Source organism: Ureibacillus xyleni (assembly GCF_900217795.1).
GTDB classification, from domain to species: Bacteria; Bacillota; Bacilli; order Bacillales_A; family Planococcaceae; genus Ureibacillus; species Ureibacillus xyleni.
On the sequence record NZ_OBMQ01000019.1, the window covers coordinates 1 to 22,025 of the forward strand.

Below are 22,025 nucleotides of genomic sequence, written 5' to 3' on the forward strand. Positions count from 1 at the left end.
TTGCATGTATTAGGCACGCCGCCAGCGTTCGTCCTGAGCCAGGATCAAACTCTCCATAAAAGAATTTGATAAAGCTCAAATTTGCTGGCATCAAAATTGATGTCAAAATGTTTCTCAAATTAATGAGAAATTATATTCATTAACGTTTTGTTGTTCAGTTTTCAAAGTTCATTTATCATCGCATTTAGGCGACTTTTCTCAGTATAAAGATAACCTTTTGAAATGTCAACATAAAATTATTTTTATAAACTTTATTATATAACATTCCTTTTGGCAACTTTTATAATATACCACCAACTCCAAAAATAGTCAACTGTTTATTAAAATCACTCTTATGCTCTTTGATTAAAAGGGAAGTACTGTATTAGCTACTCCCCTTAAGTTTAACCTAATTGTACCTTTATCCATTTTCTAACACTATTAATAAACCATATATTCGAACATTGATTTAAATCTTCAAGTTTTAATGTTCTTTCACAAATACGACCTTCTTTAAGTAACCTATCTCTATAAGTTCCTGCTAATAGTCCACTTTTAACAGGAGGAGTCCAGAATCCACCATCTATTTCTAAAACTACATTACCATTCGTAAATTCTGTTATCTCCTCCTCTTCATTCCAAAGGAGTACATCAAAAAAATCTCGGAATTTCGTTTGATATTGCGAGTAAACTTCTCGATTTGTTGTTTTATGATATAAAAATAGATTGTTTTTATTCACTGGGAGGTCAGCTAATGTAACAAGTTGGCCAGAGTTTTGTTTTTTTAATAGTTGGCATTCTAATGTTGTTTCACCAGTTTGATCTACTAGCAAACGAATTTTATAATCTCCGTGTTTATTTCGTTCAGCACAATTTATTAATGCCAATCTAATAGCATCTAGATTAAATTTATAGCCAAAGTATTTTGCGGAACTTAATATACGAGTAAGATGTTCTTCAAGTAAGAAATATTCCCCGTCTTGTAAAAGCAAACTTTCTAGCAATTGAAATTCAGGGCGCTTTTCTGTTAATAAGCTTGCTTTTGCTAATACTTCGTGATACTCATCTTCAGTTGTAGAATCCCACGTAATACCACCACCAACACCGTATGTAGCTTCACCTGTTTTTTGGTTGATTATCACCGTTCTAATAGGAACATTAAAAATGGCTTCTCTGTTTGGCGTAATATAACCAATTGCACCACAGTATACTTCTCGGGGTGTTGTTTCTAACTTTTCGATAGCTTCCATTGTACTGATTTTTGGAGCACCAGTTATTGAACCACATGGAAATAGTGCCTTGAAAATGTCAACAAACTGCTTATTTTCCCAAATTGTAGCTGTAATAGTTGAAGTCATTTGATGAACAGTTGGATAGTCTTCAATTTCAAAGAGTTTTTCCACTTTTACTGTTCCAGGTTTGGCAACAACACTTAAATCGTTCCTTAAAAGATCTACAATCATCACATTCTCTGCACGGTTTTTCTCTGAATGATATAGCACCATTCTATTTTTCTCATCATCTTTTAAAGTTTTCCCCCGTTTTAATGTCCCCTTCATTGGTCGGGTAGTTAGTTGATCGTGATGTAATTTGAAAAACAACTCCGGTGATGCTGATAAAACTTGAAAATCACCGGTATTTACATACGCACAGTAATTTGAGACTTGAGCTCTTTTTAATTTTTCGTATAGTGCAATATCATCTCCATGAAACTGAGAATGAAGTCGAATCGTATAATTGGTTTGATATGTTACACCATCTTCAATTAATTGCTTAATAGAGGTAATCGCCTTATGGTAATCTTTCTTATCAACAGACGGAACCCACTCTGATAGGCTGTATTCACCGGTACTATGTAATGCTATTGTTTCAGGCTCATGAAAAACGCCAAACCAGAGTAATGGCATTTGGCTTTCGTTTTTTACCTTGTATGCAGCATCAAAGGCAGGTGCACTTTCATAGGACAAGTATCCAGCAACATAAAACCCGTTCTGTAAAGCTTCCTCTATTAATTGAAAACAAGGTAATACTTCCTCAATGTTATTGGCAATGATTAATTTAATTGGATTTTGAAATGTTAACGGTTCCACTACCCCTGATTTCGAGGGGAAGTCAAAAGATAAGATGGGTGATTGCTGTTTCATTGTTAAATTTCGATTCCCCTTGCTGATTTTATAAAGAAATTCTCAATCATCTCTAGGCCTCTTTCCGTTAAAATTGCTTCGGGATGGAATTGAACACCTTCAACACGATACTCCTTATGTCGAATAGCCATAATTTCACCATCAACAGTTTTTGCGCTAATTTCAAGACAATCAGGTAAAGTTTGTTCATCTACTATTAATGAATGATATCTGGCTACTTGTATTGGCGATGGGATATTCTGAAAAATTGAACGTTGATCGTGAACAATGAGTGACGTTTTCCCATGCATCGGTTGTTGCGCTTTTTTTACAACCCCTCCGAATGCTTGGGCAATAATTTGTTGACCTAAACATACCCCTAAAATTGGAATACTTCTATAAAAGTGTTTTACAACATCTATGCAAATTCCTGCTGTATCTGGATTTCCTGGACCTGGGGAAATTAAAATAGAATCAGGTTTCATTATTGAAATGTCCGTTAATGATAAATGGTTATTCCGAATAACAACAACTTCTTCCCCAACTTGCTGTATATATTGAACTAAATTAAATGTGAAGGAATCATAATTATCTATAACTAATATCACGCTAATAATCTCCCTTGTTTGATTAAGCATTATTATAACGAAAAATCCCATCAAAAAGCAGGATATTTCTACTTTTCGATGGGACTATTTTAATTCATTTTTTTGTTCACGTATTTTCCGTAATCAGGAAGTGCAATTTGCTCAAATTCATTAACAAGCTTTCGTAAATTTTCTGTTAAATATTGGCCTGTTAAAGGTAGTCCATGCCCAGTAACGGCAACAGTAGGATTTAATCTTTCTAGTTTCACTACTGATTCCTTGGCAGCATTCCAATCTGTTGTTAAATATCTTGGAGGTCCGCTTATTTCTTGTTCCTGTGTTAAGACTTTATAAAGATATTCTTGTTTAACATTAACAAACGCATCTCCCACTATTAATGCTCGGTCATTTTCTCTAAGCAGTGAAATATGACCCGGTGAATGTCCCGGAGTATGGAGCCATCTAAAATCCGGCATATGTGGTACTGTTCCATCAGAAGGAAGTGCTTGTACATTACCACCCAAATTAATCGGTTCAATTGGGAACATTGGTGACATCTTTGCCACCATTCCTCCTTCAACAGTTGAATCCGGCTCTGGGTAACTTTTTTGTCCTGTTAAATAGGGCATTTCAAGTTCATGGGCATATACAGAGACATTCCAATGTTTTATCAGCTCAATAATAGCTCCCACATGGTCAAAGTGTCCGTGTGTTAAAATAATGGCTTTTGGGCGACTATTTGCACCAAAGCGTTCCTCAACCACAGATATGATTTCATTTGCTGATTCAGGCATTCCGGCATCAACCAACACAAAATCCTTCGTTGACGGATCTCCAACTAAAGAAATGTTCACAATTTGGATTGTATGACAATACAAATCAGGCAATACTTCCATTCCAACACCATTTCCTATTGAGGTTGCTGGAATTGCTCTATAGTCGCTTCCGTAACTCATGTTCATGTCCATTTTCACTTCACCTCGAGTAAAAATATTTAAAATCTACTCGTAATATGTCCTTTGCATGATAAAACATACAAGAAAAGTTGCTAGTCCCCATGTTGTATGTGCAAGATCATATAATCTGTAAAGTAAGATTTTATTTGTTCTAACTCAAGTGAACTGTACAGGATAATCGATTGTGCATCATGATCGAAAGTTAAAACAATGTCTTCATCTGATTTAAAAATGCGGTTACGTCCCGTTTGAATGTTAAGCTTCCTCTGGGATACGATAAATGTGTCATTTTGATATGCTAAGTAGATTAATTCTTCAAATACCGTCTTCAATTCTTCTGCGTTTTTAACGGTTAAAAAGAACCCCGGAACTTCCGCATAATACATTCCTTTTGAAGAGAGCGTAAAAACACGTTGCCCAGAGTCTATATACTCCACATCATAGTTAGCCCATTCTTTTTGCATTTGTTCCTGTTCTTCATCATGTGTTTCAACATAAATCGATAATGGATAGGAATAAATTTTTTCAATCGTCTCAAATGCAAGTCGCTCAATATGGTCATAGTCCGTACTAATAAAATATGATTTAGCTTGTCCTTCTAAATGAACATCGCGATCGTTATCATGATTCAAAATATAAAAATCAACTTGTATTGGTTTATCATTCACTTGTAATACTTTACATGGAAGACCCACCTCTTCATAAAAGGTCACATGGGTATTAAATTCTGCAATGATTCTGTTCTTATCATCATATAAAATACTTGTACACCCACTTATATGGTTTAATGATAAAATCAAATTTTTCGCCATATCATCCAAAGAAAATTTGTAACTTTTACCATGATGTTCAGTCTTTAGCTGCTTATTTTTAATTTGTTTTCTCATTAGCTTTATAAGATTGATTTCATCTTTATTTTGAAAAACTACTATCTCTAGCGTAGAGGCTTTCATTATAAAATGATTAAAAAGCATTTTTCGTTCATTTCTTATTTCTGCATCTCGAATATCAAACTCAGGTAAATCAACATCCCATTCATTTGTTTGATCTAAAATATACATAGCTCATAACAGCCTCCTTTCTAATTTTGTTCCTTAATGTATCCTATTTCATCAGCCACGCGCTAATCCAATATTAGGTCTATATGTTAAAATTAACCTTAAAATGTAAGTTGTGGGGTGATGAGATTTGAATTTTACGGAAGAACAGCTACAGATGATGATTTCAGAAGAACCAATTGGCGGTTTATATCCATATAACACAAAGGACAAACAACAGATTGAAATCTATATTCAAGACCTTTTCTATACAATCAACCGCTCAAAATCAATTAAATGTGAAGCAATATTTGATCATTATGGAAGTGGGTATGCTTCCTATGTTGACTTCTTTTGTTATAAGAAAGATGGAAGTAGTGTAATAAATGAAAGTTATATTGAAAAGGATTCTCTTATTTCTATCCAAATAGAAGGGTTTGTTATCTACATAAGTCGATTAGCACCTGTAGCAATTTTTGGTACGGATATAAGACATAAGGCGATTTTAGATAATGGGAAGGATGAATTTTTCAGTGGGATGGGTATGATTAGTCACCCTAATGGAATCATCAATGAACCACCTAGACATATGGTCAATGAGTTTCAAGAAATTAAAGAGAAGTTGATTAGTGCAGGCTATTACATTCTAAATAAAGACTATTTGTCACAACCGCTCCCTTTTGAGACCAAAATTCAAACTTTTACACGACCAAATCAATATACAATATTCGATGCATTTTTCTACTGGAAAGATTAATTTCATATAAGAATTGCAAATAGGCGCCCAACCCATTACTAAAGGTTAAGCGCCCTTTCTTGTCTATAATTTATTGAAACACCGTTAATACCCCAATACAAATCACTCCAGGAAGTCCAAGAATGGTAATAGTTAGGGCGGAAAATATATTTACAGGCACTATAATATCATAACCATCTACAACTATATGGGCTATGTATAACAATGCAAAAGAGCAGGCGAACTTAAACCAAAGAAGGGCTAACTTTTCAAAAATTACACCAAAACCAACTTTTTTGCCTATTAGGAAGCCAAAAAAAAGTAGCACGCAACTAAGTCCGATTACAACATAGGTCATCAATCCATATCGCCCCCATTTATTGTTTCATAGGAGCATATGCTTTTGCGGCTACTCTTATTATGTTTATTTAATTAATATTTTGCGAATTCTTGCTTCCTTAAATAAATAAAAGTGGATACTTTCTGCTATTTGACGACGTGCAATTACATCTAAATCATAATCGTCTAATAGCCCTTCAATGACCTTTGCATTGTTCCAGTCATCCTTTGTTTCCTTAATCAGATGTACTAACTTTTCATCAAATTCTTTTTTTAACTTCCCTTTACGACGAAAAAACATACAACGACACTCACTTTACCCGATTTAAAAATCGTAATTTCCTTTAAAACAGAATTCAGATGAAAAGAACTTACAATTCACGTCTTCCTTCTAATGCTTTCGATAAAGTTACTTCATCGGCATACTCTAAGTCCCCACCCACAGGTAAACCATGAGCAATACGTGTTGTTCGAATTCCTGATGGCTTCACTAGGCGAGATATGTACATCGCTGTTGCTTCACCTTCAATAGTAGGGTTTGTTGCTAAAATTAACTCTTGTACTCGTTCATCTTGTAATCGAGTGATTAAGGACGCAACATTAATATCTTCCGGTCCAACGCCATCCATCGGCGAAATTGCTCCGTGTAAGACATGATATAGGCCATGATAATCACGCATTTTTTCCATTGCGATGACATCTTTTGGATCTTGTACAACACAAATAGTCGATGGGTCTCGTTGTTGATCTGAACAGATTTGACAAGGGTCCACATCTGTAATATGCCCACAAGTTGAGCAATACATTAAATTTCGTTTTGCATCTACTAAAGCCTTTGCAAAAGATAAAACAGTATCTTCTTTCATAGTTAAAACGAAAAATGCCAGTCGAGCGGCGGTTTTCGGGCCGATTCCTGGCAATTTCATAAAGCTATCAATAAGCTTTGATATTGGTTCAGGGTAGTACATTGTTTATCCTCCTAGAATGGAAGGTTTAATCCTTGAGTGAATTTACCCATTGTTGAATTTGTCGTTTCTTCTACTTTCTTTAAAGCATCGTTTGTTGCAACAACAAGTAAGTCTTCTAACATTTCAACATCATCTGGATCAACAACTGATGGGTCTAAATTTACTTTTAGTACTTCACGTTGGCCGTTTAAAGTGATTTTCACCATACCGCCACCAGCAGTACCTTCAAATTCTTTTGCATTCAATTCTTCTTGTGCTTGCATCATTTCTTTTTGCATTTTTTGCATTTTTTTCATCATGCCTTGCATATTGCCCATTCCACGCATAAATATATTTCCTCCTTAAAAAATCTAAATTTATGGTTTAAAGCGGTTACTCATCCACAACTTCAACAAAATCTTTACCAAACATTTTCTCAGCTTCTGCAATTAAAGGATCTTCAGAAGCAATTTCATGCGTATCATCAATAAATGGTTGTTCATGGACCGTTTCCTGAACCAATGACCCATCTTGTGACTCTTTTTTCTGATTCAAACCATTTTCTTTTATGAAGTTTTGACGCAACGTAACCCATTGTTCTTCTGGAATACATAGTAGTTCATACAGCGTTCCAGTTGTTTGAGCTACAATTTGAGAAAAAAGATTTGTAAATTCTCTGTTGTCAGCAACCATTCGACAATGAATATCATACTTGAATTTTACCACAAATGCACTATCAGAGGCGGCAACAGGTTCGGCTTCTGCTAACAATGCTGCCTGTGATTTTTGAAGTTGGCTTAAACTTCCCGCCCACGCACTTTTAATTTTATGAATGTCTTGCTTTGTAGCACTTTTTAACACTTCACGAATTCGTCCAGTAGGTGCTTGATAACCATTTTGGGATTTTGCCCGTGGTCGAGGCGCTTCCTTCACCTGCGAGCCAACATTACCAGCTTGAACACCAGATGCCAGTTGTTGTGAAAGTTGCTGTACCATTCTTTCAAGGTTCGCCACTTTATCGTTTAATGCAGGATCCATATGCCCCACTGCTTGAGTTGCCACGGCACCACTATTTGGCGTTTGCACCATTTTTAATAAGGCTGTTTCTAAATAAATTTTTGTATGATGGGAAAAGCGCATTTCTTGTTGAGTTTTCGCAAGAATATCGATATAAGCATAAAGTGAATCCGCGCTAAACTCATGAGCTAAAGCTACAAACTTTTCTTCCGGAGTAACAAGTTCTAATAACTCTTCTAATTCGCTGCTTGTTTGAAGAAGTAATAAATCACGGAAAAATGTAATTAAATCTTCGGCAAGACGAAGCGGATCTTTTCCATCAGCGATTAATTCCTCAATTAACGTTAATATATGTGCAATTTCTTTTTGTTTTAAGGCTTGTACCACATCATAAAAGATGTCTTGGCTAATGGATCCACTAACAAGCAATGCATTTTCAAGCGTTAAAGTGTCGCCGCTAAATGATACGACTTGATCTAATAGACTTAGTGCATCCCGCATTCCACCAGCAGCTGCCTGAGCAATTACCTTTAATGCTTGTTCTTCATAAGGTAATTGAATATCTTCTAAAATAACCTTCATACGTTCTAAAATATCGTTAGAAGATAGGCGTTTAAAGTCAAATCGCTGGCATCGCGAAATAATTGTAGCCGGCAGTTTATGTGGTTCGGTTGTAGCTAAAATAAATACTGCATGGGGTGGCGGTTCCTCTAACGTCTTTAGTAAGGCATTAAATGCACTTGTTGAAAGCATATGCACTTCGTCGATGATATACACCTTAAAGCGTGCATTTGCTGGAGCGAATCGAACTTTTTCGATAATATCGCGCATTTCTTCCACACGGGAGTTAGATGCTGCGTCAAATTCAATAACATCTGGATGAGACCCTTCTGTAATACTTAAGCATGTTGCACATTCATTACAAGGTTCATTGGTTGGAGCGTTCTCACAATTTAATGCTTTAGCAAAAATCTTCGCAGTACTCGTTTTCCCCGTACCCCGTGGACCAGAAAACAGATAAGCATGCGTTGTTTTATTTGCTAGGAGGGCATTTTGAAGCGTTCTTTTTACGTGAGTTTGTCCCGACATCTCTCGGAAATTTCGAGGTCGATACACACGATAAAATGCTTGATACGTCAACTTTTTCCTCCCCTTCTAAATACACGAATTTATTTTTTATTATAACATATATCAAGGATTCACTTCTATTTCTTCATTGAAACTAATTCTGTATTACATCCCTAAAAAAGAGTTACCTCATAAGAGATAACCCTTTTTTCGTAAAGTTATTTTTTCTTCATATCTTTTAAAAGTTTTGACACGTTCGTTTCTTCCTCTATAACCGTTTTTTCCGTAGCAAGTTTTTTTGGTTTCCCCACAGCTTGTAGGAAGCCCCAGCCGAATCTTCTTAATGTGATATCAATAAAGAATAACAGCATACTAGCAACTACGAGCCAAATAGTAATACTTTGACGTTCTGCACCTTTTACAGTAAATTCTCGGAATATTTGTTCAGGCTCCTCTAAAATCGTTCCACCTGTTTTTTCTACAATTTCAGTGAGTAACGCTTCATTTGGTGGGCGCAATTCATATTCCGCGCTATATGGAATCGTTAACCCTGCTTGGTAAATCGATTCGTCTTCTTTTGAAATTCTAAAGAACACAAGCCCGGGGTCCGCATCCACTACTACTCGTAATTTGCTAGCAGAGATTGGTTCAATTTGTGCTTTTAACTCTTCTCCCAATTCGTCAACAATGGCAACGTCTAGGAATGCGGCTTGGTTTGTTGGGTCCGTGATAATAAAAGTATTATTGGATTCTTGTCTTATGTCATACGCAATATCATTATAGGTTGGTAGCATTTTTGATATTGCGGTTTGCCAAAAGTTTGACCATTCACTCCATTTGGCCCAATCCCCTGTCCATGCCCCTGTTGAGTCGGATGTAAAGGCAATAGTTCTGCCTAAACCGTACTGCCACTCAGCTAATACAGGGTCTTCTTTTTCACTTTCTGCAACAACGAGAGCCGTTTGTTTTGCAGTTGTCCCGATGTACGCATTCATTTGAGGCACGCCTTCTTTAAACAAAGCATTCCAACCTTCAGCATTGTAGATTGTTGGATAGAATGGATTGTCCTCAATATACGTACGTGAAATCATCGCCGTTTCCCGGGAAAGAATCGAAGGAATTGTTGTTTCATCAACAACACTATAAAAACGTCCACTACCTAATTCACTTAATTCCTCAAGCAAAACAGCATCTGCGTCATTTCCAATTGCTACTGTAGATAATGTGATATTACTATCTTTTCCTTCTTCTAAAAGATCTTCATAGCTTCCTCCAGCAGAAGATTGCCCGTCTGTTAGCAAAATAATATGTTTCCTTTGTAGCTTTAACTCTGCTAAGTTTTCGACAGCCATTGATAGAGAGGAGAAAATTTCAGTTCCCCCACCAGGAGCAATGGATAAAATCGTATTCACTGCTTTTTCCTTATCCGTTAAAGGGGCTGTTTCGATGATTTCCCATGGACGATCATCAAAGGCGATGAAACCAAGTGTGTCTCCATCACGAAGTAATTCTACTGAACGAGCAGCTGCTTCTTTGGCAAGTTCAATTTTTGGCCCCATCATACTTCCAGAACGGTCAAGTACAATGACTAATCCAAGAGAAGGTAATTGCTGTTTTCCTTTAACCTCCATTTCAACTGGAAGCAATTTTTCAATAGGGGTTTTAAAATAGCCCCCAAGTCCATAGCTATTATCTCCACCTACCATCATAAAGCCTACACCAAAATTTTTTACAGCTTGTTCGATAATGCCCATCTTCTCTTCACCGACTAAGTGCCCCGGGATATTATCAAAAATAATTGCGTTATAGTGTAGGTAGCTTGATAGTGAGTTTGGCAATTCACTTGAAGGTTTTACGTCAAAGGAAATTGAATTTGGTCCAAGAGCAGCTGCAATGGGCGATCCTTCTTCTCGATCACTTACAATCAACAATCGTGGGGAACTTTGGACCATCGTGACACTTGTTAATTTATTGTTTTCTATTATTGCATCTTCATCTACTTGCACTAATGCTTCATACTTCACTAAACCTTCTACCTGACCAATATGACGATAAGTAAAGGCATTGGTACCTTCTTCCAAACTAACAGCTTCTTTATGAATAAGCTGGTCATTTTCATAAAGATACAGTTCTCCTTTTGTCGCAGATGTTGCATTGATTTCTGTAACAAGTTGTTGCTGTTCACCTGCATATGCCACTTTTGGGGTTACGAAACTTTGAATAGAAGTATCTGCTTTTACTTCTTTACTTAATGGCACAACATCAACGGATACATTGGTGCCGGACATTTTCGTTAGCTGTTCAGAAACTTCACCCTTTGTTTCTAATCCATCTGTAAACAATACAATTCGTGTCGCTTTTTCACGGTCGACAATACCTGTTATCAGTTGTAGTGCTTGAGCAATATTTGTTTCACTTTCACCTGTCATTTCACTTAATTGTGGGGCATGCTCTAACGTATTACTTAAAATAGACTCTGTTTGAAGGTTAGATGCAAAAGAATAGATGCCAACATGGTGTGTATTCTTTTTCGATTGTAAACTTTCTTCAATAAACGCTAATGTTTGTTCTTCGTTCCCTTCTACAGATGCCGAACGGTCGATTAAAAATGCGACTTGTTCTTCTTTAACAGGCAATAAAAGGAACGGAGATGCAATTGCGAAAATAAGCAGTACAACGGCTACGATGCGTATGCCAAACACAATCAACTGACTCTTTTTCAATTGATGCCGATGATGCCACCAAGTCCAAATAAAGTACCCTACAACTGGGATTAATAACAATAAAGCTAGTGGGAAACTAATTCGTAAATCCACGTCTTCTTTGCACCTCCCACTCAATGACTAATAACAGCAATATCGGTATTAATAGCCAGATAATGATTGATTTTTTTGATGATTCCTCTTCACCATTACTTTGAAGAGTGCCAAGTTCAAAACTTGTTCCTTCTTTAATTTCTCGTTCATTATCTGAAAGTTGAACAATTAACAGTTTCTCATCCTCATTGGAACGGGCCGTATATAAACCCGGCTTAGTTGGTGCTTTAAAATGACTTGCATCTTCAAACGAGGAAATATACTCATCATCTTTTGAGTAGATTGACCAATCCCTAGCTGCTAAGGAAACTCCTCGACTTTCATTTGGAGAAAACGTTCCTAGAGACGTCGAGCCTTCTAGCATTTCACTTTGCAGACTCCATAAAAATAGAGGAAAAGATGGGTGAAGCGGCCAGTCTGTTGATTGTATATCTGCAAGTATGACAATATCTCCTTTTGAGGAACGTTGGATAAAAGGCTTTTCCCCAATGGTTGCAATGGTTTCAAATCCATCAAAGCCCGGGTAAATGGCATTAACATAGACATCTTCTAAATTACTAAAAGCAAATAATGCATCTTCTGAAACATCAACCAAACTATTTACTTCTTCTGACAATTCATCATCGCGTCCGATTAAAACAAGGGGGGATTTGGTCTTACCTAAAAGTTCACTCTGATTCGTAACAATCATTGCTTCTTTTATCGCTGCTAATTGGTCTGAGGGAACCAACTTCACATCTGCATTTAATGCCTGGAACCCTTTTTGGACAAGCTGGTGCATTTGTTGATCAACAACGATTTGGGACAAGCCACTTCCAATTATAGTAACCATTGAATTATCTACTACATAGTCATCTTCAACTTGAATTGTAGCAAATAAACTTTGGGATATAGGGAGCTTCTCAAAGGTTTTCGTCATTTCCTCTTCACCTTTTAAAGTAACCCCTTCTTCAACTAGGACATTCCCTTGGCTATCTTGAAGAGTAAGTTCAACTCGTTTCTCTTCATCTGCTTCATTTTTCAATTGAATAAGTGCTAACGCTTCTTCTCCGATTGAAGTAGCTGCAAAACGTTTAATTGAAACATTTTGTAAATCTTTACTTGAACCTTTGACAATCCATTTAATATGTTCACTTGAAATCGGTAGTTCTCCGCGCTCGATTGAATCCGTAAATAGATAGATGGAAGTAGCTGTTTCACCAATATAAGCTTGAGCAACATCAATCGCTTTAATTAATTGCTCTTCTTCAAAAGTTACTTCCAAACTATCTATTGCTTTATGTATGGCGGATACATCCGATTCTTGCCGAACAATTGTTTTAGGTTCATCTCCGGTTGTAATTATTGTTAGTGGTTGGCCAGTAAGTTCTGATGCAAGGGATTTCATTTCTTCCTTATGGTGATCAAATGTTTCCCCTGCTAACATAGTCGCTGAAGTATCCACAATCCATATTGATTGTTCCCCTGCAATTTCACTTGTTTTAATGAAGGGGTTCATTAAAGCTAAAACAAATAATATGAGAGCCAACAATTGCAAATATAGTAGTGCATTTTTTTGTAAATGTTTTAAATATGGTGAGGCCTTTGTTTCTTGCATCACTTCTTCCCAGAAAATCGTTGAAGAAATCGGTTGGTCTTTATATTTTTTACGGAAAAAATAATAAAGTAGAACGATTAATGGAAGAATGCTAGCCCATAAAAAGAGCACATTACTAAATCCCAACTAGCTTCACCTCACTGTACCCAATGTGACTTCAATAATTTATGGAAGATAGCATTTTGGAAACCATCTTCTACAGAAAGTTGTATTTTCCGAATACCAAAACGGTTTGCTAATGCATCAAATTGACCTTCATGCTCAGCACGGCTTTTTTCATAGTTAGCAAGAACTCGATTTGAGACAGATACATTTACTTCACGGGACGTCTCTGCATCAATCAATCGAACATCGCCACTATAGCTAGGATTTAACTCATCTTCTGTTAAAATCTGAATACAACGAACGTCTCCTGCAAATCGAGGCAATTTTTTAAAGAACTGCTCCCACTGTGAAATTGGCTCTAACCCGTCTGTAACAATTAAAAGTACGGTACTATCCTTTGGCAATCTTTTTAGTCCTTCTTCTGCAAAACTTCCTACACCGCGCGCTTCTTCAATATTTGAAATCAGTTGTAAAAAAGGTTTTCGGTTGGTAGCCCCCTTTTTTCTAAACGGAATCAAATGTTGTTCTCCTACATAAGAGAAAGACAAGCGATCATCACGATTTAACACCATTAGACCGAGCGCTGCAGTTATTTGACGAGCAAATAGCCATTTCTTTTCTTCCCCCATCGAGCGGCTTGCATCAAGTAAAATATGAACCCGCATTTCCTGCTCATCTAAAAAGCGTTTAATGAAAAACTTTTCCGTACGTGCATAGACATTCCAATCAACTTGCCGGACATCATCGCCTAGAGTGTATTCACGGAAATCCGAGAAATCGAGGGAAGCACCAAAACGCTGGGAACGATGAGACCCTTTATGTTGGCCACGTAATTTCGATGAAGTAGCAATGGATAACCGACTAATTTTTGAGATCCATTCATCAGGTAAAATTAACGGTTTCATAGTTTAGCGCCCTGTTGAATGGAAGATAGTATTGATTCGATTAAATCGTCAACAGTTTTACCAGATGCCTCACCTTCATAATTCAACATCATACGGTGACGCAGTGCAGGTTTTGCAACGGATTTAATGTCTGCAATTGACACGTGGAAACGACCATTCGTAACTGCCCGAGCCTTTGCTAGTTTAATAATACTTTGCAATCCACGTGGACCACTTCCATACATCACATATTGTTTCACTTCAGACATTGCATCTTCACTATCAGGATGAGTTGCAACGACTAAATTAACTGCATACTCCATCATTTCTTCAGCAACTAACACTTCCCGAACCATTCCTTGTGCTAACACTAATTGATCGGTATTCATTACTTTCTCCAAAGCAATATCAACTGCACCTGTTGTCCGTTTCATAATTTCCATCAGTTCATGTTTTGATGGATAAGGGACTAATATTTTGCATAAGAAACGGTCCATTTGTGCTTCTGGTAATGGGTAAGTCCCTTCCATTTCGATAGGGTTTTGTGTTGCCAAAACAAAGAAGGGTCTTGCCATCTTCTTCGTATCCCCTAAAATCGTTACCGTTTTCTCCCCCATCGCCTCTAATAGAGCACTTTGGGTTTTCGGTGTAGCACGGTTAATTTCGTCGGCTAAAACCATTTGACTAAAGATTGGTCCTGGTTGGAATACAAATTGCTGTTTTCCACTTTCTGTTCGTTCAATAATATTTGTTCCTGTTATATCAGTAGGCATTAAATCTGGTGTGAATTGGATCCTTGAAAAGGACAAATCTAACACTTCAGAGATTGTACGAATTAACATCGTTTTCCCTAGACCAGGTAGCCCCTCTAGTAGTGCGTGCCCATCTGCCAAAACAGAATATAACGTGTACTCAATCGCTTCTTCTTGACCTACAATAAATTTACTAATTTCATGTTTTACTTGTTGGAGCTGTTCACTAATTTCACTATATTGCTGCTCACTAAAAGCCATTTTTCCACATCCCTTTACTTATTTGATTCAATTGAAGAAAAGTATGATTGCACAATATCTTGTAAATCTTTCGGTAATTGCATGCGCTCCGAACTTTCTAAATAACTATCTTTGTATTCGCCAATCACTTCTTCATAAGGGCGTATCGTTCCTTTTGTAACTGGAACTGACCCCTGTTGTTCCCCTGCAGCAGTTCCTTCTCCTAGCTTTCCACCATCAGCAGTTGTCTCAGAAGATCCTCCAATTCGTTCTGGAACAGCTAACAAATCGCGACTTCCTTGACCTTTTCCTGCGCCACTTCCACCACTTTTTCCAGAACCAATACCGCTACCACTTCCTTGGCCATTTCCTTGAGAACCACTTCCCTGACCTTGCCCGCTTCCATTAGAACCATTTCCACTGCCTTTCCCGTTATTCCCTTGCCCATTTGAATTCTGGCTGTTTCCTTGCTGGTTTGAGCTATTTTGATTCTCACTAGATGAAGCTTCACCTTCTGCAGATGCATCAGCTGATTCAGACGCTAATTCACTAGCAATTGCATTTTGCAAATCAAAACTAATTGGTTTTCCGAGTTTACTTAAGGCGGATTGAGTACTATTTGCTGCACTTGCTAGATCGCTTTGCATTTCCATTAGTTCCTTTAACTGCTCTTGCTCTTCCGCCGTTAAGCCATCCGAACCTTCTGCACCGTCCTTGTTAGCTAATTCTTTCTTTTCCTTTAGTTTTTGTTCCTGTAGCTTTAATTCTTTCTGCTTTTTTACAACCTCACGTAATGCTTCCTCCGATAGATCGATATCCTTTAATTTTGTTTGGAGCTCTTGAAGTTCCTTTTTCACTTCTTTGGACTTTGTCTTTTTCTCTAATTGGGCCACTTCTTTTTTAATATCTTTAATGACTTCCTGTTCTTTTTCTACAACGAGTGCTTCTGTTTGTGTGGCAGATGGGAAAACAGACAGGATGCCAATGACAATTCCAATCAATAGAATGCCAATTAAAGCTTTTGGTTTCCATAACTCTTTTTGGCGTTTTTTAAACTGGTTATAAACTTGCGGCGTTTCTTTTTGAGCTTTTTGTAATATGGATTGCACTAAAGGATTGTCATCTTCATGCAATGACAGTGCTGTAACCAATTCATTATGCGGGTAAAAATCATCAAGACGATGTAATGCTTCTTTTTTTCGTACGCGTTTTAACCAAATGTAGATAACTACTACAACAATTGTTCCTACACCAGCAATCACGGTTACATTACGGTAATATGGAAGAACAAATAAACGAGAAACAAGCAGGATCGCCGTGCTTAAAGCTAACCCTAGGAGTATTCCGTATTGTATTCTTGGTACCATTTGTTCTATATTCAAGCTTCTTTGCGCTTTACGAACAAATTGCTTTAACATATTCCGTCGATCCATTGCTATTCCTCCTTATCGGTTGGTTTTCATGTTTGCTCTTAGCTTACGTGTTGCAATAAATAGGCAAATTGCAGTTATTAAAATATAGAATATTAAATACACAATCCAAATTGGTAAAGAAATCCCTACTACTGATTCAAGGGCACTTGCCATTTCTGGATACAGCGTTGTAATGATCAATGCTCCTGGATTAATACTTACCCAAAAATAAGTTATTGGAGAAAAAGGCGTTACATTTTGCATATTTCCTGGTTGTGCTGACATCTGCTCCATTGAAACTCCGATGAAGAAGAAAAATGCTGTAATGCCCGCAAGAAAAATCATCGCCCCATACGTTGCAATCATTGATACAATCGTTTTCTTTGTAATAGTTGAAAACATAATCCCAATACTTCCAATGGCAATAAGTGTTACTAAATAGAAAAGGAAAATCGTAATAAATTGAGAAGGTGATACACCACCAAATAAAAATACAAGACTATATAACGGTAGCCCTGCCACCAACATCAAGATTAGAAACACAACAGAAGATAACAATTTTCCAATTATAATTTGTGTTGAGCTTTGCGTTGTTGTGAGTAAAATATTTAACGTTTGTTTCTCACGTTCTGTACTAATCGCTCCCGCTGTTAACCCTGGTGTAATGAACATAACAAGACCCATTTGCAAAACACTTAATATGGAAAACATCATAAAACTGTCACTTGGTTTGAAAAATCCTGTTCCTGAAAACTGCGTATAAATTAACAAGAACCCAGCAACGAAAATACATAATACCGCTAAGTAAAACATTAAGCCCGAAAAACTTTTAAAGGCGCGGAATCGTAATTTTAATTCTTTCATCAATACAGGGTTTGAAAAACGTTCCATCATACAATGTCCGCCCCTTTCGTAATGGCCATGAAGACATCTTCTAAATCTTTCTCTTCTTCTCGTAATGCATATACAGGTATGTCTGCAAGTAATGCTTTGCGCAACAGCTGCACCTGATCTTCTGTTGAGCCACGATAGTTAAAGGCAAGACTATTTGAATCCTCTAATAGCTCAATGGAAGAAATGAGTGGATCTTCCTCAAAGAATCGACGAGCCTTCTCAATCTGATCGATTACTTTTACAATAATTCGTTTGTCTCCTTGCAGTTGTTGCTGGATTGTTGCAACGTTTCCGTGGGCAATTAACTTCCCATTATCAATAACCCCAATTTCATCACACATTTCTGCTAGTTCAGGTAAAATATGCGATGAAATTAAAATCGTTTTTCCCATTGATTTTAAATGCTTTAAAATATCTCGCATTTCTACTCGAGCTCGAGGGTCTAAACCTGAAGCTGGTTCATCTAGAATCAATACTTTTGGGTCATGGATAAGTGAACGAGCAAGACAAAGACGTTGCTTCATCCCTCGAGAAAGTAAATCTACGTATTCATAACGCTTATGTGATAAATTGACTAGTTCTAATAATTGTGGAATTAACACTTGTCGTTCTGCATGGGATAGCCCATAACTTGCACCGTAAAAATCTAAATATTCATCGGCTTTTAGTTGGTCATAAACTCCAAAAAAGTCAGGCATATACCCAATAAGCTTGCGAACTTCTTTTGGTTCCTTTACAACACTTTTGCCATTTATAAAGGCATCCCCTGATGTTGGAGAAAGTAGAGTGGCTAAAATTGAAAATGTTGTTGATTTCCCAGCACCATTCGCTCCTACAAAGCCAAATACAACCCCTTCATCCAACGTTAAATTCAAATTGTCTAAAGCAGTAAATGATCCGTATTTTTTTGTTAATCCTTGTATATCAACCATCATTATTTTGCCACCCCCTTAATTTTCACATCAGGTAATTTTATAGGTCCACCATTGCTGTTGTCGTTTACCGTAATTTGAAGTTTCACTTGCCCATCTTCTGAAATATAGTGTTCTAGATTAGTCGTGATGGATGCACTTTTTTCACTAATTGCTTCAAATTGTTGTGTTTTCATATTCCAAATTGCTAATTCAATCGGGATTGCTGCTTTGTTAGATACACTAATTTCTGTCCATGTTGATTTTTCTAAAAGCTCTTCTGGAATCCACGAAATATACCCATAGTCCCCTTTATCTAAAAACCATTCATTAGTAGCTTCATTCATTAATTCTGTATAGCCTGAATTAGATGTTGGCTCGATTGTTTCATTTAAAGCATCCTTATCTAAAGTGAACTCGCCTGATAGCTCTAAATCTGGTTCAAAGGTTTGGATTATATAGGAGATAGGTGAATTTTCCGCACTGCCATCTAATTCAATCCCAACAAGCGCCTCTTCTGTCCAAGCAGTAATTGCTGGTAAACGTTCTCCTTGTACTAAGCTTCCTGCACCATATTTTAACTTTTCAATACGAAATGGCATTAAATCCGCTTTTGTCATTGGCTGTGAATAATTATAATTACCCATAGACGGTGATAAAAGAACAGCACCTTTAATATCTTTAGAAACTTCTAATGTACCATTCGGCTCGATTTCTCCTAATTCGATTTCACGAGAACCAGACCAAATTGACACGTCATTCAACTTAAATGGGAAGTTATTTTTAATCGTTCCCGTTACTTTTCCATTTGTTACTTTTAACTGAATATCCATATTTCCTGCATTATCGATTTTCGTTTGCCCTACAATTGATTGAACTGACCAATAATTTAAATTTTTCAAAGTAATCGTTGAGCTATTCGCATGTTCTTTTACGTAAGACTTTTCATGAATTGCTTCTTGCGATGGACTACCCATATAGTAATTTCGATTACGCGTTGCAACGGCTGTCGTATTTTCATCGATTGCAAAAGAGAAATCTCCATTTCGATTTGTAAGAATGGTTTCAACATAATGTCCGCTTAGACGATTATCTTCCACTTTGTAAAAAGCAGATTGTTGAATTTGTGATTGCGTTAGGCGATCTTTTGCCCCAAAAATAAACATTGCTACAGATAACCCAATGGAAACAACCGGGATAATCCACCAAGCATGCTCCCTTTTATCCGCTCGTTTTAAAATGAAATATAAAAGTGGACCAATGAATAAAATGTAAATAACAATAATTACGACAAGCATCGTTGTTGAAACTTCAAAGGATGGGAACAATTCATTTACGCCACCAACTTCATAAGGTAGGTAGTCGTTGTAATTGCCATAATACATACCACCGTAATTATTTTGCATTGGTGTTTGTAATTTCAAAATACTCGAAAGTAACTTTGCGTAACCGTCCATCGTTGCTAACGGCTCGTCACCTAGTGAGAAGGTTGTTTGAATAATTTGACCCTGATCAAGTTTTGTTGCTGAGGCTAATACTGTATCCCCTTCAGCAAGCAATCGAATACTACCTTCCTTTTCACTCGCTTTATACACTTCAATGCCTTGTGTGAATTTACCGTTATTCGATAACTTTTCTAAGCTACTTTGGGATACACTTACTCGTTCTTGCGATAAGGCTAATGGCAAATACTCTTTAAAAATGCCAACAGATGATTCTACTTGATCTGAAGCGCCAATTAATAACTTTCCTCCTTGACGCACCCACTCTAAAATTGCTTGTTGTTGCTTCTCAGAGAAATCCGTTATATTTGTTTCGTCAATTGCCAAGACATTAGCAACTTCAAGACCTTTCTTATTATCTGGAAACTCAAAATCTTTAATTTGATTTAAATAAAAGGCTTCAACGTTCATATTAGAGAATGGTCTCATACGTTGTAACACTGTTAACCGGTCTCTGTTTTCCGTTAATGCATAGATAAAAGTTGCTTCTGGTTCGTGGAATTGAGGACGTACTATTTTATCTCCAGAGAACTTAATTAACTCCCCTTCCTCAATTCCTCCTTCATAAAAGTAAAACAAGTTTTTTTGTTGATTACCTGAATACATATAATCATCAGATAGTCCATTTAAATAAAGTTGTACAGTTTTTGTTTCTCCTTCTGCAATATCTAAGGAATAAACTAGGCCCGAACCTACTGCATAAGACTCTGCAGCATCGATAACTAAATCACCGGAAAACGCAGACCCATTATTGGTAATGGTTAATTTTAACGGAAGCGGTGTAAAGTACTTTACTTTATTGGATATGCCGGCTTCCGCTTTTACTTCTAACTTTGGTGCAGCACTTGCTGTATTCGTATGAATCAAACAGCCGATCAAAGCTATGAAAAAAACGATGAATACATTTCTCTTTATCAAAATCCCATCTCCTTTAACTTTCCCGCTTTTTAAATTTGTACGTTTTATTTACAGTTAGGTTCCAATTATACCAATTAATAATAAAATCTTAAGATATTGTTCGGCTTGTTCTATAAAGCTTTTACCTACTATCTATCAAAATATATAAAAAAACGTATTCGATATCCGAATACGTTAATGATGTTATTGTGCTTCGACTTTTAATACTTCAAATTGAAATCCTTGATATTGATATCCTTGTTTTTGATACATATCTTTCGGAGTATCTTCACCATCTGCCACCAATATTACTGTTTTATTGGGGAACTTCTCCATTACAGCTTTTTGAATATGGCCCCCAATTCCTTTATGGCGAAGTTCCTCTAAAACGAGGAGGTTATCAATTTCAACTGTATTTTCTTTTTCGATTAATTCAACATAGCCAGCTGGAATCCCTTCAAAATAAGCAATGAGAAAATGTGTGTCGTCGTCATTAAATCTGCGAAGTTGCATTTGTTGCTTCTCCTTGGCAAAGTTTGCACCAAGTTTTACATCTTGATTATATTGAAGTGTTAAAAATTGTTCTAACTGATTCTCTGTAACAAATTGAACCTCTACTAAATCATTTTTTGGTACAGTGAATTGGCTTGGTTGAATTGAATAAAGTTCTAAAAAGCCAATATGATATTGTTCGTTCTTTAGATAATGAGTAAGTGTGTCAGATATATGCTCATTAGGTGGGAATTTAAACTTTAAATGATCCTGATTATTTTTACGATGGAATTCTCGTAATGAGGTTTCCCAAAGTTGAAATTCCTCGATTGTTGGCATTCTTTTAAATTCTATAAAATTGCTATCATAACGACTTAGCATTTCTGAGTAATGATAGTGTTTTAAATTTTCATCCTCATAAATAATGTCCCCTATTATATTAATTTGCTCAAATGATACTCTCATAATTCCATCCCCATTTGTAAATTTGACAATCTAATATCATTTTACAATTTAATACATGTTTTAAATAGTCATATGCACTTCTAATTTTGTTTGAATTGTTGTTACCCATTAATTGATGAATATGAAGATATATTTAACGATTGCTGTTCTAGATTTTGTTTTCGTTGGGGTTATGGGTTATGGGTTATGGATACATATTTTATGGGACTCCACCTTAAATTTTGTATTCATTGGGGCTATGAATACTTTTTTACCTGTCTCTACCCTTA

The 22,025-nt window shown here is 36.5% G+C and carries 19 protein-coding genes and 1 rRNA gene; 1 reads left to right on the forward strand and 19 read right to left on the reverse strand.

The window, feature by feature from the left end; all coding sequences use genetic code 11:
* The 5 genes from CRO00_RS18720 to CRO00_RS18740 form a co-directional block, all read right to left on the reverse strand.
* Nucleotides 1-60: ribosomal RNA gene (locus CRO00_RS18720) — 16S ribosomal RNA — on the reverse strand; the annotation flags it as partial.
* 323 nt (nucleotides 61-383) lie between these two features.
* Nucleotides 384-2,123 carry an aminodeoxychorismate synthase component I gene (gene pabB, locus CRO00_RS18725; RefSeq protein ID WP_097075202.1) on the reverse strand — a complete coding sequence of 580 codons (1,740 nt, stop codon included), beginning with the start codon at nucleotides 2,121-2,123 and terminating at the stop codon, nucleotides 384-386.
* A gap of 2 nt (nucleotides 2,124-2,125) precedes the next feature.
* Nucleotides 2,126-2,710 carry an anthranilate synthase component II gene (locus CRO00_RS18730; RefSeq protein ID WP_097075203.1) on the reverse strand — a complete coding sequence of 195 codons (585 nt, stop codon included), beginning with the start codon at nucleotides 2,708-2,710 and terminating at the stop codon, nucleotides 2,126-2,128.
* Between the two features lie 89 nt (nucleotides 2,711-2,799).
* Nucleotides 2,800-3,657, reverse strand: a complete 858-nt coding sequence (locus CRO00_RS18735; RefSeq protein WP_097075204.1) for an MBL fold metallo-hydrolase — start codon at nucleotides 3,655-3,657, stop codon at nucleotides 2,800-2,802.
* 80 nt (nucleotides 3,658-3,737) lie between these two features.
* Nucleotides 3,738-4,706, reverse strand: a complete 969-nt coding sequence (locus tag CRO00_RS18740; protein ID WP_097075205.1) for a hypothetical protein — start codon at nucleotides 4,704-4,706, stop codon at nucleotides 3,738-3,740.
* Between the two features lie 127 nt (nucleotides 4,707-4,833).
* Between CRO00_RS18740 and CRO00_RS18745 the strand changes: the two genes are divergently transcribed.
* Nucleotides 4,834-5,439, forward strand: a complete 606-nt coding sequence (locus CRO00_RS18745) for a hypothetical protein (RefSeq protein WP_097075206.1) — start codon at nucleotides 4,834-4,836, stop codon at nucleotides 5,437-5,439.
* Nucleotides 5,440-5,509: 70 nt separating this feature from the next.
* On the opposite strand, the gene CRO00_RS18750 is transcribed toward CRO00_RS18745, so the two are convergent.
* The 14 genes from CRO00_RS18750 to CRO00_RS18815 all read right to left on the reverse strand — a co-directional run bounded on the left by CRO00_RS18750 (nucleotide 5,510) and on the right by CRO00_RS18815 (nucleotide 21,756).
* Nucleotides 5,510-5,779, reverse strand: a complete 270-nt coding sequence (locus CRO00_RS18750; RefSeq protein ID WP_097075207.1) for a pro-sigmaK processing inhibitor BofA family protein — start codon at nucleotides 5,777-5,779, stop codon at nucleotides 5,510-5,512.
* Between the two features lie 63 nt (nucleotides 5,780-5,842).
* Nucleotides 5,843-6,058, reverse strand: coding sequence for a YaaL family protein (locus CRO00_RS18755; RefSeq protein WP_097075208.1), 216 nt, complete (start codon nucleotides 6,056-6,058; stop codon nucleotides 5,843-5,845).
* 70 nt (nucleotides 6,059-6,128) lie between these two features.
* A complete protein-coding gene (recR, locus tag CRO00_RS18760) occupies nucleotides 6,129-6,725 on the reverse strand; it encodes a recombination mediator RecR (RefSeq protein WP_097075209.1) in 597 nt (198 codons plus the stop codon).
* 11 nt (nucleotides 6,726-6,736) lie between these two features.
* Nucleotides 6,737-7,051 carry a YbaB/EbfC family nucleoid-associated protein gene (locus tag CRO00_RS18765; RefSeq protein ID WP_097075210.1) on the reverse strand — a complete coding sequence of 105 codons (315 nt, stop codon included), beginning with the start codon at nucleotides 7,049-7,051 and terminating at the stop codon, nucleotides 6,737-6,739.
* Between the two features lie 46 nt (nucleotides 7,052-7,097).
* Nucleotides 7,098-8,861: a DNA polymerase III subunit gamma/tau gene (dnaX, locus tag CRO00_RS18770; RefSeq protein ID WP_097075211.1), complete on the reverse strand. Its 1,764-nt coding sequence runs from the start codon at nucleotides 8,859-8,861 to the stop codon at nucleotides 7,098-7,100.
* Between the two features lie 146 nt (nucleotides 8,862-9,007).
* Nucleotides 9,008-11,605 (reverse strand): VWA domain-containing protein, encoded by a 2,598-nt coding sequence (locus CRO00_RS18775; RefSeq protein ID WP_097075212.1) that lies wholly within the window; start codon nucleotides 11,603-11,605, stop codon nucleotides 9,008-9,010.
* Nucleotides 11,589-13,328, reverse strand: a complete 1,740-nt coding sequence (locus CRO00_RS18780; RefSeq protein WP_097075213.1) for a vWA domain-containing protein — start codon at nucleotides 13,326-13,328, stop codon at nucleotides 11,589-11,591. Before CRO00_RS18780 ends, CRO00_RS18775 begins: the two co-directional genes overlap by 17 nt.
* Before the next feature lie 11 nt (nucleotides 13,329-13,339).
* Nucleotides 13,340-14,212: a DUF58 domain-containing protein gene (locus CRO00_RS18785; RefSeq protein WP_097075214.1), complete on the reverse strand. Its 873-nt coding sequence runs from the start codon at nucleotides 14,210-14,212 to the stop codon at nucleotides 13,340-13,342.
* Complete coding sequence (locus CRO00_RS18790; protein WP_097075215.1) at nucleotides 14,209-15,204, reverse strand: AAA family ATPase; 996 nt, start codon at nucleotides 15,202-15,204, stop codon at nucleotides 14,209-14,211. Before CRO00_RS18790 ends, CRO00_RS18785 begins: the two co-directional genes overlap by 4 nt.
* Nucleotides 15,205-15,218: 14 nt before the next feature.
* The gene (locus tag CRO00_RS18795; RefSeq protein ID WP_097075216.1) at nucleotides 15,219-16,616 is read right to left on the reverse strand and encodes a hypothetical protein; all 1,398 of its coding nucleotides are present in this window, start codon (nucleotides 16,614-16,616) and stop codon (nucleotides 15,219-15,221) included.
* A gap of 12 nt (nucleotides 16,617-16,628) precedes the next feature.
* Nucleotides 16,629-17,489: an ABC transporter permease gene (locus tag CRO00_RS18800; protein WP_097075217.1), complete on the reverse strand. Its 861-nt coding sequence runs from the start codon at nucleotides 17,487-17,489 to the stop codon at nucleotides 16,629-16,631.
* Nucleotides 17,486-18,421 (reverse strand): ABC transporter ATP-binding protein, encoded by a 936-nt coding sequence (locus CRO00_RS18805; RefSeq protein WP_097075250.1) that lies wholly within the window; start codon nucleotides 18,419-18,421, stop codon nucleotides 17,486-17,488. The genes CRO00_RS18800 and CRO00_RS18805 overlap by 4 nt, the downstream gene beginning before the upstream one ends.
* Nucleotides 18,422-18,423: 2 nt before the next feature.
* Nucleotides 18,424-20,820: a cytochrome c oxidase subunit II gene (locus CRO00_RS18810; protein ID WP_097075218.1), complete on the reverse strand. Its 2,397-nt coding sequence runs from the start codon at nucleotides 20,818-20,820 to the stop codon at nucleotides 18,424-18,426.
* A 183-nt stretch (nucleotides 20,821-21,003) separates the two neighbouring features.
* Nucleotides 21,004-21,756 carry a GNAT family N-acetyltransferase gene (locus CRO00_RS18815; protein ID WP_097075219.1) on the reverse strand — a complete coding sequence of 251 codons (753 nt, stop codon included), beginning with the start codon at nucleotides 21,754-21,756 and terminating at the stop codon, nucleotides 21,004-21,006.
* Nucleotides 21,757-22,025: the final 269 nt, after the last annotated feature.